This window comes from Rhizobium sp. M1, assembly GCF_002531805.1.
Taxonomy (GTDB): Bacteria; Pseudomonadota; Alphaproteobacteria; order Rhizobiales; family Rhizobiaceae; genus Rhizobium; species Rhizobium etli_C.
Genome location: NZ_NWSW01000007.1, coordinates 144288 through 158459, shown reverse-complemented (window position 1 = coordinate 158459; position 14172 = coordinate 144288). Strand labels below are relative to the sequence as shown.

The window sequence follows — 14172 nt, the reverse complement described above, 5'->3', positions numbered from 1 at the left end:
CCGCCTTTTTTCTATTCTTGTGACCAGCACGGTGAGGGAGCAGCCACGTCGTACGTTCCCTCAGGCTTCCGACGCGTGAAAGAGGTATTCGGCGCCGCCACACACCTCTTCTCCCCAGCGGGGAGAAGGTGCCGGCAGGCGGTTGAGGGGGTGAGCGGCAAAGCCGCGAATGCGTTGAGCGTAAGCGAAAGGCAATGATTGGTGTGCCGTGTGGCCCCCTCATCCGACCCTTCGGGCCACCTTCTCCCCGCTGGGGAGAAGAGGGAGCAAGCACTACCCTACTCGAACCGAAACGCCAGCCTCTTGTTCGTCAGCCGCGACAGCTGCTGCAGGCGGCCGTCCAGGCGTTCGCCGGCGAAATCGCGGTATTCGGAGGGAACGACGAATTCGAGGTCGAAGTCCGGGGTCGATGATTTGCGAAAGGTCAGGTTCTTGACGATGCCGGGCATCGAGGCCGAGAAGAGGTAGACGACGCGGAGCATGCCGCCGAGCAGCTTGGCGCGCTCGATGAAGGGTGGCGTGGCGATCTGCGCCAGCGGGCCGGTAGCGCCGTCGTCGTGCAGACCCTCGAAACGGTAATAATTGGTCAATGCGATGAAGGCGCGGCCGGGATGGCTGATGCCGACGAAGGAAGAGTGGGCGATGACGTTCAGCGCCTGCAGGCCGCGATAGTCGGGGTGGGCGCGCCAGCTGATATCGGCGAGCAGACAGGCGGCCTGGCGATAGCGGCTTTCCTCTTCGGTTTCCTGGACGTCGAAGAAGGGCATCATCCGGCCGGTCCATTCCGCCAGTTCGCGGGCATGCTCGGGCGAACGGGCACGTAGGATCGCCAATTCACCGGCGGCGGCCAGCAGCGGATCGAGGCGGCGCTCGGGCTCGGACAGCAACGAGTAGAGATACCCCTCGCGCACGCCCTGCGCCGAGAAGGAAATCATCGACGGCCTCATCGCGCTCAGCACTTCCTTCATGGCGACGGCGCCGAAGGGCAGCAGCGACCGGCGGTGCTTGGACACGGCCTGCAGCGCCGGCTCGCGTGAATCACGCGCGGTCACCACCTGTTCGAGGAACAGCATCATCGCCTCGAGCGAGACCTCATAACCCTGCATCATGTGCAGCGGATAATGGGTGATCTCCATGTGCAGCTTGGCGATGTTTCGCCAGGTGCCGCCGACGGCGTAGAAGGTGCGCCCCTCGCCTTTCGACAACAGCTTTGCCGTCTTCACCTGCTTGCGGGCGAAGGCTCTGGCCTTGGAAAGCGAGCCGCCGGCATATTCCGACAGGCGCAGGCCGCCGAGCGGCAGCGTGATGCCCTTGCCGACTTCCTTGCCCTTGATATCGATCAGCTCCAGCGAGCCACCGCCGAGGTCGCCGGCAATGCCGTCGGGATTGAAGAAGCCGCTGATGATGCCGAGCGAGGCGAATTTCGCCTCCTCCTCGCCCGAGAGCACGCGGACCTTGCGGCCGAGGATGGTTTCCGCCTGGTGGATAAAATCGGGACCGTTGCTCGCCTCGCGGGCAGCAGCCGTCGCCAGCACATACATGGTGGCGGCGCGCGCCTGGTCGGACAGGGCCTTGAAACGGTGCAGCGCCGCCAGAGCCCGGCCGACGCTCTCTTCATCCATCTTACCGGTGACGGCTATGCCCTTGCCGAGGCCGCAAAGGACCTTTTCGTTGAAGAGAATGGTCGGCGAGCGGGACATGCCTTCGTAGACGACGAGACGAATGGAATTCGATCCGATGTCGACAACGGAGACCGGAGCGATCCCTGGAAGGCGCCCCTGGGCTTCAGATTCAACCATTTAGGTCCAGTTTTACTTGTTGTTGCGGCCTTCGAGCAGGCCGGCGATCAGTTTCGGCGCGCTGGACTTCAGAGCTTCACCACGGCCCGACAGGCTCGGATTGGTCATGAAATACTGCTGCGCATTGAACGGTTCCTCGCCCCTGCGCACTTCCATGCGGCGCGACGTACCGTCGGGCAATATCTCGTAGCTTTGCTGATTGTCAATCACGTTGCCGAGCATAATCTGTGACAAGACCTGCTCGTGAACGGTCGGATTCGTCAGCGGAACCATGGTCTCGACGCGGCGATCGAGATTCCGCGGCATCATGTCGGCCGAACCGATGTAAACCAGCGCCTTGTCGGACGGCAGGCCGTGGCCATTGCCGAAGCAGAAGATGCGGCTGTGCTCGAGGAAGCGGCCGACGATCGACTTGACGCGGATCTTCTCTGAGAGACCGGGCACCTGCGGACGCAGGCAGCAGATGCCGCGCACGACGAGATCGATCTCCACGCCGGCATGGCTGGCGCGATAGAGCGCGTCGATGATATCAGGGTCGACGAGCGAATTCATCTTCATCCAGATCGCCGCCGGCGCGCCGTTGCGGGCATGCTGGATCTCTTCCTCGATGTGCCGCAGGATGCGCGGGCGCATCGTGTAGGGCGAAATCGCCAGCTGCATGCCCTGTTCCGGCTCGCCATAGCCGGTGATGAAGTTGAAGATGTTCGCCATGTCGTGGGCAATTACGGGATTGCAGGTGAAATAGGAGAGATCCGTATAGATCTTGGCGGTGATCGGGTGATAGTTGCCGGTCCCGAGGTGGCAATAGGTCCTGAGCTTGCCCTCCTCACGCCGGACGACCATCGACATCTTGGCGTGGGTCTTGAGCTCGATGAAGCCGAAGACGACCTGCACGCCGGCGCGTTCGAGGTCGCGCGCCCAGCGGATGTTCGCCTCTTCGTCGAAGCGGGCCTTGAGCTCGACCAGCGCCGTCACCGACTTGCCGGCCTCGGCGGCGTCGATCAGCGCACGGACGATCGGGCTGTCATTGGAGGTGCGGTAAAGCGTCTGCTTTATCGCCAGGACGTCAGGATCGCGCGCAGCCTGGAGAAGAAACTGGACGACCACGTCGAAAGATTCGTAGGGGTGATGGACGACCATGTCCTTTTCGCGGATGGCGGCGAAGCAGTCGCCGGCATGTTCGCGGACGCGCTCGGGAAATCGCGCATTGTAGGGAAGAAACCTGAGGTCGTCGCGCGGCGCTTTGGCGATCTCCGACAGCGTGTTCAGCGCCAGAAGACCCGGCAGAACGGCGACGCGGTTATCGGGGATGCTGAGCGCCTGGACGACGAACTGGCGCAGCGAAGCCGGCATTTCCGAGTCGGTCTCGATGCGGATGACCTTGCCGCGGCGGCGCCGCTTCAGCGCCGTTTCGAAGAAGCGGACGAGATCCTCGGCCTCTTCCTCGACTTCGATATCGCTGTCGCGGATGACGCGGAAGGTACCGGAGCCCTGCACCTCGTAGCCCGGGTAGAGCCGGTGGATGAAGATGTTGGCGACATCCTCCAGCGTGATGTAGCGGATCGTGTTCGCATCATCCGGCAGGCGGACGAAGCGGTCGAGCGCCGGCGGCAGGCGCAGGAGCGCCGTCATCGGCTCGCGGCCGTTCTTGCTGACGAGCTGCAGGCCGATCGAAAAGCCGAGATTGGGAATGAACGGGAACGGATGGGCCGGGTCGATCGACAGCGGCGTCAAGACCGGGAAAATCGCCTGTTCGAATTCGGCGGCCAGCCACTGGCGGTCGGCATCGCTGAGCGCGCCGGGGCGTACGATCAGGATGTCCTCCTTGGCGAGATATTGCTGCAGCACGGCGAGCGAGGCCTGCTGCTCCATCTGCAGATGGTCGATCTCCTGCAGGATCGAGTCGAGCTGCTCGGCCGGCGTCTTGCCGTCAGGGCTGCGGATGGCGATGTTCTGGCGCACCTGGCCTTCGAGACCGGCGACGCGCACCATGAAGAACTCGTCGAGGTTGGCGGCCGAGATCGACAGGAAGCGGACGCGCTCGAGCAGCGGATGCTCGGTGTTCAGCGTCTCTTCGAGGACGCGGCGATTGAATTGCAGCCAGGAGAATTCGCGGTTGATGAAGCGCTCCGGGCTGGTCAGCAGCTCTTCCAGCGCGGGCGTGTTGTCGTTGGTTTCCGGAGTGAGTTCCTGATGTTCTGCGACTGCGCTATCCATGGTCCACTACCCCGTTTTCAATCGCGACGGCAATTATATCAGTTTCACGACGGAACTGTGACAGTCAATCGGTCGGTTCCGAATTTCCCAATTCATTCAATACCTCGGCAGCAAGAGACCGGGTGATCTTCGTGCCCCGGGACAGGGCCAGCCGGTCGAGCCTTTCGACGATCGTCTGGGCCGCGTTCAGCGACCGCTCCATGCGGTTAACGATATAGAGCACGAGTTTGTCATCTATATAAAGCTGCCGGTCGGCGAAGAGCTTGACGATCACCTGCGACAGCAGTCCTTCGTCGGGTTCGCCGATCTCGACGACCGTCGCAGCCTTCAGGCGCGAGCGCAGATCGGGCAGCGAAACCGGCCAGGAGATCGGCCAGAGGCGACTGGTCATCAACAGACTGGTGCCATGTTCGCGAACGCTGTTGATGACGTGGAAGAGCGCATTGTCGTCGAAGCCGAGGCGGTCGGCATCCTCGAACAGCACCGGGCCGGCGGCGGCGGCGACGGCGGCGTCCGAGCCGAGCTCGGGGTGAATGCTGACGGCGCCGCTCAATTCCCGCCAGATGCGGGCGAGATGCGATTTCCCAGAACCGACCGGACCGGCAAGCACGACGACCGGCGACGGCCATGCCGGCCAGGCATCGACGATCGACACGGCGGCGGCCAGACGCTCCGAGATCAGGAGATCGTCGCGGCCGCTGGCGGCATCGTGCGAAAAGACCAGCGGCAGCTGCTCTCCGGCTTTGCGCTTCGGATCAGCGTTCTTGACGTCATTCATTGGGAACTGATTTCGTCTTCTGAGCGCGGTCACTCGGCGACCCGCCAAAATAAAGATCGCTCTGAAGGTAGCGCGAAAGCGCGAAGCGAACAAGGACGCCGACGGCCGCGGCGGCCGGCACCGCGACCAGAAGCCCGACGAAACCGAAGAGCGCGCCGAAGGCAAACAGCGCAAACATCAGCCAGACCGGATGCAGGCCGACGCTGGAGCCGACGAGCTTCGGCTGCAGAATGTTGCCTTCCAGGAACTGGCCACTGAAGAAGACGGCAAGCACCAGCCCGATCCAGGGATAATCCGGCCAGAACTGCACGAGGGCCACGCCGACGGACAGAACGAGGCCGACCAGCGAGCCGACATAGGGAATGAAACTGATCATGCCGGCAAAGAGGCCGATCAGCAGGCCGAAATTCAGGCCGACGAGGGAGAGCCCGGCGGCATAATAGATGCCGAGGATGAGGCAGAGCGAGCCCTGGCCGCGAATGAAGCCGGCGATCGCCTGATCGATCTCCTTGGCGATCTGACGGACATCGGCGACGTAATCGCGCGGAATCCACTGATCGACCTTGGAGATCATGCGGTCCCAGTCGAGCAGGATGTAGAAGGCGACAACGGGGGTGACGACGAGCAGCGATATGACATCGACGATCGCCTTGCCGGAATTCCAGATCTGCCCGAACAGCCCCGTCAAAAAGCCCATGCCTTCGGAAAGAATGCCGGAGAAATTATCCTTGATCGTGCCGGCCTGACTCCTGACCCATTCCGGCAGCAGCGAGTTTTTCGAGGTGTCGATGAACTGCTGCAGCTGGCTGATATAGCCCGGCAGCCGCTCGGCGAAATCGTTGAACTGGCTGACGAGCACGGGAATGAGGATCATCAGCGCCAGCGTGAAGGTGATCACGAAGGCGATCAGGATGACGATCGTCGCCATCATGCGGCTCAGGCCAAGCCGCTGCAGCCTGTCTGCCACCGGATCGAGGAAATAGGCGATCGCCATGCCGGCAATGAAGGGCAGCAGGATCGAACTGAAGACATAGAGAAAGACGATGAAGAAGACGAGCACCGCCAGCCAGAAGAAGATCTGACGCTTGAGACTGTTGCCGCTGATTTGCTGTGGCATTGCTTCCCCGCTGATCGCTCGCCGCCGCCAAACGCCGCACCCGATGCGCCGCCGCCATTCAGCACATAGGATGCAGGCGCAAAGATGGTCAACCCTGTCGCGCCAAATCCCGGAAAGCCTCCGGGAAGACGCGGGAAATTGGGGGCTTTTGCCATGCGGCGCTTGCATAAACGGCCCTGTCATGCAATTGCGACCGGCAGATGACGCGGCGCGTCCGCCGCCTGAAAACAGCCATCGGAGACCAGCATGAGCCAGTCTGGGAAAAACGGCCTGACCTATAGCGACGCGGGCGTCGACATCGATGCCGGCAACCTCCTCGTCGAGAAGATCAAGCCGGCGGTACGCTCGACGCGCCGTCCGGGCGCCGACGGCGAGATCGGCGGCTTCGGCGGGCTCTTCGACCTGAAAGCCGCGGGCTTTACCGATCCGGTTCTCGTCGCCGCCAATGACGGCGTCGGCACCAAGCTGAAGATCGCCATCGATGCCGATTACCACGACACCGTCGGCATCGACCTCGTCGCCATGTGCGTCAACGATCTGGTGGTCCAGGGCGCCGAGCCGCTGTTCTTCCTCGATTATTTCGCCACCGGCAAGCTCGACCCCGACCAGGGTGCCGCGATCGTCGGCGGCATTGCCGCCGGCTGCCGCGAGGCCGGCTGCGCGCTGATCGGCGGCGAGACGGCTGAAATGCCGGGCATGTATTCCTCCGGCGATTACGATCTTGCCGGCTTTGCCGTCGGCGCTGCCGAACGCGGCAAGCTGCTCCCCTCCGGTGACATCGCCGAGGGCGACGTGATCCTCGGCCTCGCCTCCTCCGGCGTCCATTCCAACGGCTTCTCGCTGGTGCGCAAGATCGTTTCGCTTTCCGGCCTCGGCTGGGATGCACCGGCGCCGTTCGCCGAAGGCAAGAAGCTCGGTGAAGCGCTGCTGGAGCCGACCCGCATCTATGTGAAGCCGCTGCTGAAGGCGATCCGCGATACCGGTGCGCTGAAGGCGCTCGCCCATATTACCGGCGGTGGCTTCCCTGAAAATATTCCGCGCGTGCTGCCGAAGCATCTGGCGGCCGAAATCGACCTTGCGGCCGTCAAGGTTCCCACGGTCTTCTCGTGGCTCGCCAAGACCGGCGGCGTCGAAGCCAAGGAAATGCTGCGCACCTTCAACTGCGGCATCGGCATGATCGTCGTCGTCGCCGAAGAGAATGTCGCCGCGGTATCGAAGGCCCTTGAAGTCGAAGGCGAAAAGGTCGTCACCCTCGGCCGCATGATTGCCCGCGCCGAAGGCGCTGCCGGCACGGTCTACAAGGGTACGCTTGCCATATGAGCACGCCGCGCAAACGCGTCGTCGTCTTCATATCGGGTGGCGGCTCCAACATGATGGCGCTGGTCGCGGCCGCGAAGGCCGCCGATTATCCGGCCGAAATCGTCGGCGTGATCTCCGACAAGGCGGAGGCCGGCGGCCTTGCCAAGGCGGCGGCCGAAGGCATCGCCACCTTCGCCTTTCCCCGCAAGGACTATGCCAGCAAGGATGCGCATGAAGCGGCGATCTTTTCGGCGCTCGACGAACTTTCACCCGACATCCTCTGCCTGGCCGGCTACATGCGGCTGCTGACGCCGACCTTCATCCAGCGTTATGAAGGCCGGATGCTCAACATCCACCCTTCCCTGCTGCCGCTCTTCCCCGGCCTCCACACCCATCAGCGCGCCATCGACGCCGGCATGCGCATTGCCGGCTGCACGGTGCATTTCGTCACCGAAGGCATGGACGAAGGCCCGGTCATCGGCCAGGCCGCCGTTCCTGTTCTTTCCGGCGACACGGCCGAAAGCCTTGCCGCACGGGTGCTGACCGTCGAACACCAGATCTATCCGCAGGCGCTGCGGCTCTTTGCCGAAGGCCGCGTGACGATGGAAGGCGGCAAGGCGGTGGGCATAGGGGCTGCTACGACCACCGCGGCCAAGACCCAGCTGATTTCGCTGATCGGCGACCGCGGTTAGATATCAGTATTCTTGGCTCTTCCTCTGAGCCATCGCTTGGCCAGCAGAACAATGTTTCCAATGATCACGTAAGACGACAAAAACAATATCGGGAGGTGTATCGCGACCGAGCCGTAACTTCCCCTCTCGCACAGCGTCGCTACGGATGATTGACTTAGAACGATCTTGGCGCCGCCCAACATCGTTGCAAATGGATAGTTAAAAAAGACAAAGCATATTAGAATAAATATAAAAATTCATCTGTCATGAACATAAGAATATACAACGGAAATCAATGAAATAATTAGTAGAGCCAAGCCTGTGTATTTATATATAGATACAATGGCTTTCAATAAGGAGGCAACTGACTTTTCGCATTGTATATATTTATCACCTATATAGACGTACGAGATACCATATTGGTTATCATAGTAAATTGACATCACGATTACACATATCGTCGCAATTCCACTTAAAATGAGCGGCAGCAGTCCCCACTCTTTGTGCAACAACCTTGGCTCAGATGACATCTCGTTTCCGCATCGTTGGTAGTCGTGTTCCGGAGAAATGTGATGGTCGGGGCAGCGTCGACGAGAAAGTTCGCCTCGCCGGGATCTCGTGATCGACGCTCAGACGCGCGGCTAAGCCGCCAACGCCCGCAACGGATGCAGCGTGCCATCACTATAGACGAAGCGGCCGGCGCGGAAGGTGGCGCGGATGCGGTTGATGTCGCCCGGCTCGACCACAACCAGATCGGCGCGCTGGCCGATGGCGATTTCGCCGCGGTCCAGGAGGCCGGCGGAGCGGGCGGCATTGCCGGTCGCCATGGCGACGGCTGAAGGCAGGCCGCCTTCCACCATCTCGGCGAGCTTGAAGATGCCGGGCACGAAGGCGGCTGGGTGATAATCGGCGGCGATGACGCTGAGCAGGCCCGCCCTTGCGGCATCGAGGGCGCTGAGATTGCCCGACATCGACTGGCCGCGCAGAGCGTTCGGCGCGCCCATCAGCGTCCAGAGGCCGCGGCGGCGCGCCTCTTCGGCCGCGGGTGCGGTGACCGGGAACTCGCTGATGGTGACGCCGAGATCGTGCATTTCGGCGACCTTCTCGATGCTGTCATCGTCATGCGAGGCGAGCGACAGCTTGTGCTTCAGCGACAGCGCGACAATCTCTCTCAGCTTGGCCTCGATGTCGGGGTTATTGCGCATAGCGATGCGCTTGGCGACGATCTCGGCGGCCATTTCCTCGGAGATGGCGCGGCGCTCGGAAATGCTGAGAATATAGCTTTGCAGGTTGTTGTACTGGCCCTGGCCGGGCGTGTGGTCGGTGAGCGACACCATGTCGATCTGATCGGCATTCAGCAGGCGCTCGAGGGCACCGGCTGCGCCGACATTGGTGATTTCGTAGCGGGCGTGGACGCGGTGGTCGATCAACAGATTGTCGCGCAGGCGGTTGATGCCCTCGATCACCGCCGACGTCGTCTCCAGCGAGCGGACGTGGCCGTAGACGCTTTCGGTGGCGAAGGAGACGGCGGCAAAGGCGGTGGTGACACCGGCGGCGGCAAGTTTCTTGTCGAGCTCGTGGATGCCGAAATCGATCGGCATCGTCGCATTCGGCCGCGGCGCGATCTCGCGCTCGATCATGTCGCCGTGCAGATCGACGAATCCCGGCATCAGCAGCCGTCCGCCGCCGTCGATGGCGGCGCCGGCGACCGGCTCCGGCCGGATCTCGGCGATGGCGCCATCCTCAACACGCACGGAACCTTCGCTCACCACCTGGTCGGGGAGAACGAGGGTGAAATTGCTGAGCCACATGGGCTTCTCCTGACCGCATCCGATGATCGACAAAGCGCAGCGGATAGAACCGCTTCGTGACAAACGTATGAATTCTCAAGCGCTGGCAGCTCCATGCGAGAGCCGTCATGGGTGCAGCCGGCACGTCGCCCGAAACGCCCGACCGTTATCCGATCCGGTCCCTGTTCAACGCCGCCCATTGCAGCAGCATGATCGTCTTGGCGTCGAAAATCTCGCCGGCTTCGATCATCCTGTTGGCGTCGTCGAGCGGGATTTCCAGGACCTCGATATCCTCGTGCTCCTCCTCCAGGCCGCCGCCTTCCGCGATGCGGTCTTCGGTGTCGATGAGGGCTGCGAAGAAGTGGACGACTTCGGTGATGGCGCCCGGCGACATATAACATTTAAAGAGAAAGCGCGCTTCGCGCAGGCGATAGCCGGTCTCCTCCATCGCCTCGCGGCGGATCGCCGCCTCGGGATGGTCGTCGTCGAGCAAGCCGGCCGGCACCTCGATCATCCAGGCGGGATCGCCGTTCAGATGAACAGCAAGGCGGAACTGGCGGACGAGAACGACGAGGTCGCGTTTGGGATCATAAAGCAGGATGCAGGCGGCGGGCGTGCGATGGTAGACCTCCCGCTTCAACTGCTGGGTCGCGCCCTTGCGATCGATGTAATCGAGCAGGTAGCTGCTCAACCGCGTCCAGCCATTCGACAGCGTTTGCTCGCTGACGATCTTCATGCGTGATTTCGGCTGCATCATGCTGTGTCCCTGCGAAGCCAGACCTTGTTGTCGTGTATGGCCGCTCCGCCATAGGGCGCAACGGGGTCGGCGCCGGTCAGAACGTTGATGCCCTCACCGTCGACATGCGCCTTGTTCGGCCAGAGGCCCTCGGCGATCAGCACGCCCGGCTTGACCTCGGTGGTGATGCGGGCATGGATGCGCAGATCGCCGCGGCCGTTGCCGATGCGGACAAGATCGCCATGCGCGATGCCATTGGCCTCGGCATCAACAGGATTGATCATGACCTCCGGGCGGCCTTCTTTCTGGCGCGACGTCTTGGTTTCGGAAAAGCTCGAATTGAGGAAGTTGCGGGCCGGCGACGTGGCCAGACGGAAGGGATGCTCGGGATCGGCGACTTCGATGACATCGACCTGATCGGGGAAGACAGGCAACTCCCCATGTGGCCCGAGCGCACCGATCGCCGCCGGCGGCTTGTTCGGCGCCGGCTGGTTGATCCAGTCCGGCCGGAAGTGGAACTTGCCGTCCGGATGAGCAAAGCCGTTGAGGAAATGCGCCTCCTCGAAAGCCGGCTGGCGATCGAACCATTTGTGTTCGAGGAAGTGATCGTAATCCGGCAGATCGCTCGATTTCAGGATGCGGTCGACCATTTCGCGGGCGGTGAAGCCGAAGCCGGGGCGATCGGCGACGCCGAGGCGCTTTGCCAGTTCCTCGATGACGAAGAGATTGGTGCGCACGGTTGGCGGCGGCTCCACCAGCTTCGGCCCGAGCAGGATATGGTTCTGGCCGCCGGCCCGATAGATATCGTCATGCTCGACGAACATCGTCGCGGGAATGACGATATCGGCGATCTCGGCCGTTTCGGTCATGAATTGCTCATGCACGGCGACGAACAGGTCGTCGCGGGCAAAGCCGCGTCTGACCAGGCGCTGCTCGGGAGCGATGTTGGCCGGATTGGTGTTCTGGATCAGCATTGCCGTCACCGGGCCGCGGTGACGCAGCGCCACCGGATCGCCGGTCAGCACCCGGCCGATCTGCGACTGATCGAGCATGCGGATATCGGCATCCTTCATCGACCGGCCGGTCAGTTCCGCATTGCTCATGCGGAAGATATCGCTGTTGGAATGGAAGGCGCCGCCGCCCTCATATTGCCAGGAGCCGAGCACGGTGGCGACCGAGGCGGCCGCATGCATCGCGACCGCGCCATTGCGCTGGCGGGTGAAGCCATAGCCCAGGCGGAAAAAGGTCTTCTTCGTCGTGCCGACGAGGCGGGCGAAGGCTTCGATCTCCTCGACGGAAAGGCCGGTGATCTCGGCCGCCCATTGCGGCGTCCTGGATTTCAGATGCGCTTCGAGACCGGCGGGATCATCGGCATATCTCGCCATATAATCCCGGTCGGCATAGCCGTCGCGGAAGGCGATGTGCATGACGGCGCAGGCCAGTGCCGCATCGGTGCCGGGCCTGACGATCAAGGCCATGTCGGCCTGCTTCATCGTCGGATTGTCGTAAATGTCGATGACGACGATCTTGGCTCCGCGCTCCTTGCGCGCCTTGATGGCGTGGGTCATCACGTTGACCTGGGTCGAAACCGCATTGGTGCCCCAGATGACGACGCAATCGGTGCGGCCCATCTCGCGCGGGTCGGGGCCGCGCAGCACGCCAGTCGCCATGGTGAAGCCGGTCCAGGCCGGATTGGTGCAGATCGAGGAGAAGAAGCCGGAATAGCGCTTGGCGTGGCGCAGACGCTCGATCGAATCGCGCTGCACCCAACCCATGGTGCCGGCGTAAAAATAAGGCCAGATCGCCTCGCTGCCGTCCCGTGCCTCGGCCTTGACGAAGGCTTCAGCGATCTCATCCAGCGCCTCGTCCCAGGAAATCTGCTGCCACTGCCCTGCCCCCTTGGCACCGCTGCGGCGCAAGGGATGCATCAGCCGGTCGGGATGGTAGAGACGTTCGGCATAACGGGCGACCTTGGCGCAGATGACGCCCGCGGTGTAGGAATGATCATTGGCGCCGCGCACGCGGCCGATGCGGCCGTCCTCAGATAGTTCGACCTCCAGCGCGCAGGTGGAGGGACAGTCGTGCGGACAGGCCGTGTGGCCCAGCCTGGTGTCCGCCTTCGGGGATTTGGCGTCGATGGGGGTCGCAATGTTCATGGCATTTGTATATTCCAAGGCTTGAATGGCCAAAAGCCAGAAAAACTCCCCATGACGCGAATTCATACGGACATCAGCGAAAATGAACTACCGCCACATCTACCACGCGGGCAATTTTGCCGATGTGCTGAAACATGCCGTGCTGGCGCGGTTGATCCGCTACATGCAGAAGAAGGAAGGCGGATTCCGCGTGCTCGACACGCATGCCGGCATCGGGCTCTACGACCTTTCCTCCGACGAAGCGCAGAAAACCGGCGAATGGCTCGAGGGCATCGGCAAGCTGATGGAGGCCGACCTCGGACCGCAGGTGTCCGAGCTGCTGGAACCCTACCTCTCGGCAATTCGCGAACTCAATCCCGAGGGCGGCATCCGCTTTTATCCCGGATCACCGAAACTGGCGCGCATGCTGTTCCGGCCGCAGGACCGGCTGTCGGCGATGGAGCTGCATCCCGAGGACTATGCCCGCTTGCATCGGCTGTTCGAGGGCGATCACCATGCCCGCATCACCGAACTCGACGGCTGGCTGGCGCTCGGCGCGCATCTGCCGCCGAAAGAAAAGCGCGGCATCGTACTCGTCGATCCGCCCTTCGAGGAAGAGGACGAATATCAGCGTCTGGCCAAGGGGCTGGAGAGGGCCTATCGGCGCTTTCCCGGCGGCACCTACTGCCTGTGGTATCCGCTGAAGAAGGGCGCCCCGATCAAGGAATTCCACGAGACGCTGCAGGCGCTCGACATTCCGAAAATGCTCTGCGCCGAACTGACCGTGCGCAGCGATCGCGGCATGACCGGACTGACGGGCTCCGGCCTCGTCATCGTCAATCCGCCTTTCACGCTGAAGGACGAGCTGCATCAGCTGCTGCCGGCGCTGAAAGACCATCTGGCGCAGGACCGTTTCGCCTCGCACCGCGCCTTCTGGCTGCGCGGCGAGAACAAGGCGGTGAAGGACGATTGACCGGGCGATCCGCTTCGGGAATAGTCCGCGTAGTTCCACAAATCAGGTGTCGCATGAAGCTTCTTTGGTCGCCCTCCTCGCCCTATTCCAGCAAGGTGCGGATGGCCGCGCATTTTCTGGGTCTGAAGCTGAACGAGATCCGGGTCGACACGAATACCGCACCGGCGATCCTGGTGGAAAACAATCCGCTCGGCAAGATCCCGACGCTTCTGACCGACGACGGTGCATCGGTCTTCGACAGTGTGGCGATCATGCACTATTTCGACCGGCTGGCGAAGGGCAAGCTCTATCCTTCCAAGAAGGGCAAACGCACCGACGCGGAAGTCCTGGAGGCGCTTTCCGACGGCATCTGCGATTGCCTTCTGGCGATCATCTACGAGCGCCGCTTCCGCGATGAGGAAAAGGTTCACCAGCCCTGGATCGACCGGCAATGGAAGAAAGCGACGAGCGGGCTTGCTCATCTCAGCGCCAATCTCCCGAAATCGGCCAAGAAACTCAACGGCGGGCATCTCGCGCTCGCCGCCACGCTCGGCTATCTCGATCTGCGATTCAAGGGCCAGTGGGAAGCCGATCACGCGCCGCTGATCGACTGGCTGGCGCAGTTCGAAAAGAAATTTCCAGCCTATCAAGAGCTCAAGCCCAGCGCATAGTCCGAAA

General features: G+C 62.3%; 11 protein-coding genes. 4 read left to right on the top strand and 7 right to left on the bottom strand.

The features are described 5' to 3' along the window. Window positions 1-278: 278 nt before the first annotated feature. The 4 genes from ppx to CO655_RS08215 all read right to left on the bottom strand — a co-directional run bounded on the left by ppx (window position 279) and on the right by CO655_RS08215 (window position 5911). Entirely contained in the window at window positions 279-1799 is a 1521-nt protein-coding gene (gene ppx, locus CO655_RS08230; protein ID WP_010035474.1) for an exopolyphosphatase, read from the bottom strand. A 12-nt stretch (window positions 1800-1811) separates the two neighbouring features. Beyond that, window positions 1812-4016, bottom strand: coding sequence for an RNA degradosome polyphosphate kinase (locus tag CO655_RS08225; protein ID WP_097664329.1), 2205 nt, complete (start codon window positions 4014-4016; stop codon window positions 1812-1814). Between the two features lie 64 nt (window positions 4017-4080). Continuing rightward, window positions 4081-4794: a DnaA regulatory inactivator HdaA gene (gene hdaA, locus CO655_RS08220; RefSeq protein WP_097664328.1), complete on the bottom strand. Its 714-nt coding sequence runs from the start codon at window positions 4792-4794 to the stop codon at window positions 4081-4083. Next, window positions 4787-5911: an AI-2E family transporter gene (locus tag CO655_RS08215; protein WP_097664327.1), complete on the bottom strand. Its 1125-nt coding sequence runs from the start codon at window positions 5909-5911 to the stop codon at window positions 4787-4789. The genes hdaA and CO655_RS08215 overlap by 8 nt, the downstream gene beginning before the upstream one ends. Window positions 5912-6157: 246 nt before the next feature. Here CO655_RS08215 and purM point away from each other — a divergent pair, with 246 nt between their 5' ends. Both purM and purN read left to right on the top strand, forming a co-directional pair. After that, window positions 6158-7231, top strand: a complete 1074-nt coding sequence (purM, locus tag CO655_RS08210; RefSeq protein WP_097664326.1) for a phosphoribosylformylglycinamidine cyclo-ligase — start codon at window positions 6158-6160, stop codon at window positions 7229-7231. Further along, a complete protein-coding gene (purN, locus tag CO655_RS08205; protein ID WP_097664325.1) occupies window positions 7228-7902 on the top strand; it encodes a phosphoribosylglycinamide formyltransferase in 675 nt (224 codons plus the stop codon). Before purM ends, purN begins: the two co-directional genes overlap by 4 nt. A gap of 620 nt (window positions 7903-8522) precedes the next feature. Here the strand turns inward: purN and CO655_RS08200 are convergent. The 3 genes from CO655_RS08200 to CO655_RS08190 form a co-directional block, all read right to left on the bottom strand. Further along, a complete protein-coding gene (locus CO655_RS08200; protein ID WP_097664324.1) occupies window positions 8523-9692 on the bottom strand; it encodes an alpha-D-ribose 1-methylphosphonate 5-triphosphate diphosphatase in 1170 nt (389 codons plus the stop codon). A 145-nt stretch (window positions 9693-9837) separates the two neighbouring features. Next, window positions 9838-10428: an NUDIX domain-containing protein gene (locus CO655_RS08195; RefSeq protein ID WP_097664323.1), complete on the bottom strand. Its 591-nt coding sequence runs from the start codon at window positions 10426-10428 to the stop codon at window positions 9838-9840. Then, complete coding sequence (locus CO655_RS08190) at window positions 10425-12629, bottom strand: molybdopterin oxidoreductase family protein (RefSeq protein WP_097664322.1); 2205 nt, start codon at window positions 12627-12629, stop codon at window positions 10425-10427. The genes CO655_RS08195 and CO655_RS08190 overlap by 4 nt, the downstream gene beginning before the upstream one ends. 16 nt (window positions 12630-12645) lie before the next feature. On the opposite strand from CO655_RS08190, the gene CO655_RS08185 reads away from it, so the two are divergent. Continuing rightward, window positions 12646-13515 (top strand): 23S rRNA (adenine(2030)-N(6))-methyltransferase RlmJ, encoded by an 870-nt coding sequence (locus CO655_RS08185; protein ID WP_097664321.1) that lies wholly within the window; start codon window positions 12646-12648, stop codon window positions 13513-13515. A gap of 53 nt (window positions 13516-13568) precedes the next feature. Then, window positions 13569-14165 carry a glutathione S-transferase family protein gene (locus CO655_RS08180; protein ID WP_010035002.1) on the top strand — a complete coding sequence of 199 codons (597 nt, stop codon included), beginning with the start codon at window positions 13569-13571 and terminating at the stop codon, window positions 14163-14165. Window positions 14166-14172 lie beyond the last annotated feature (7 nt).

Bases quoted from the DNA above. Each gene is read 5' to 3' on its own strand.
- ppx (WP_010035474.1), bottom strand. From the start codon at position 1,799: ATGGTTGAATCTGAAGCCCAGGGGCGCCTTCCAGGGATCGCTCCGGTC.
- CO655_RS08225 (WP_097664329.1), bottom strand. From the start codon at position 4,016: ATGGATAGCGCAGTCGCAGAACATCAGGAACTCACTCCGGAAACCAAC.
- hdaA (WP_097664328.1), bottom strand. From the start codon at position 4,794: ATGAATGACGTCAAGAACGCTGATCCGAAGCGCAAAGCCGGAGAGCAG.
- CO655_RS08215 (WP_097664327.1), bottom strand. From the start codon at position 5,911: ATGCCACAGCAAATCAGCGGCAACAGTCTCAAGCGTCAGATCTTCTTC.
- purM (WP_097664326.1), top strand. From the start codon at position 6,158: ATGAGCCAGTCTGGGAAAAACGGCCTGACCTATAGCGACGCGGGCGTC.
- purN (WP_097664325.1), top strand. From the start codon at position 7,228: ATGAGCACGCCGCGCAAACGCGTCGTCGTCTTCATATCGGGTGGCGGC.
- CO655_RS08200 (WP_097664324.1), bottom strand. From the start codon at position 9,692: ATGTGGCTCAGCAATTTCACCCTCGTTCTCCCCGACCAGGTGGTGAGC.
- CO655_RS08195 (WP_097664323.1), bottom strand. From the start codon at position 10,428: ATGATGCAGCCGAAATCACGCATGAAGATCGTCAGCGAGCAAACGCTG.
- CO655_RS08190 (WP_097664322.1), bottom strand. From the start codon at position 12,629: ATGAATTCGCGTCATGGGGAGTTTTTCTGGCTTTTGGCCATTCAAGCC.
- CO655_RS08185 (WP_097664321.1), top strand. From the start codon at position 12,646: ATGAACTACCGCCACATCTACCACGCGGGCAATTTTGCCGATGTGCTG.
- CO655_RS08180 (WP_010035002.1), top strand. From the start codon at position 13,569: ATGAAGCTTCTTTGGTCGCCCTCCTCGCCCTATTCCAGCAAGGTGCGG.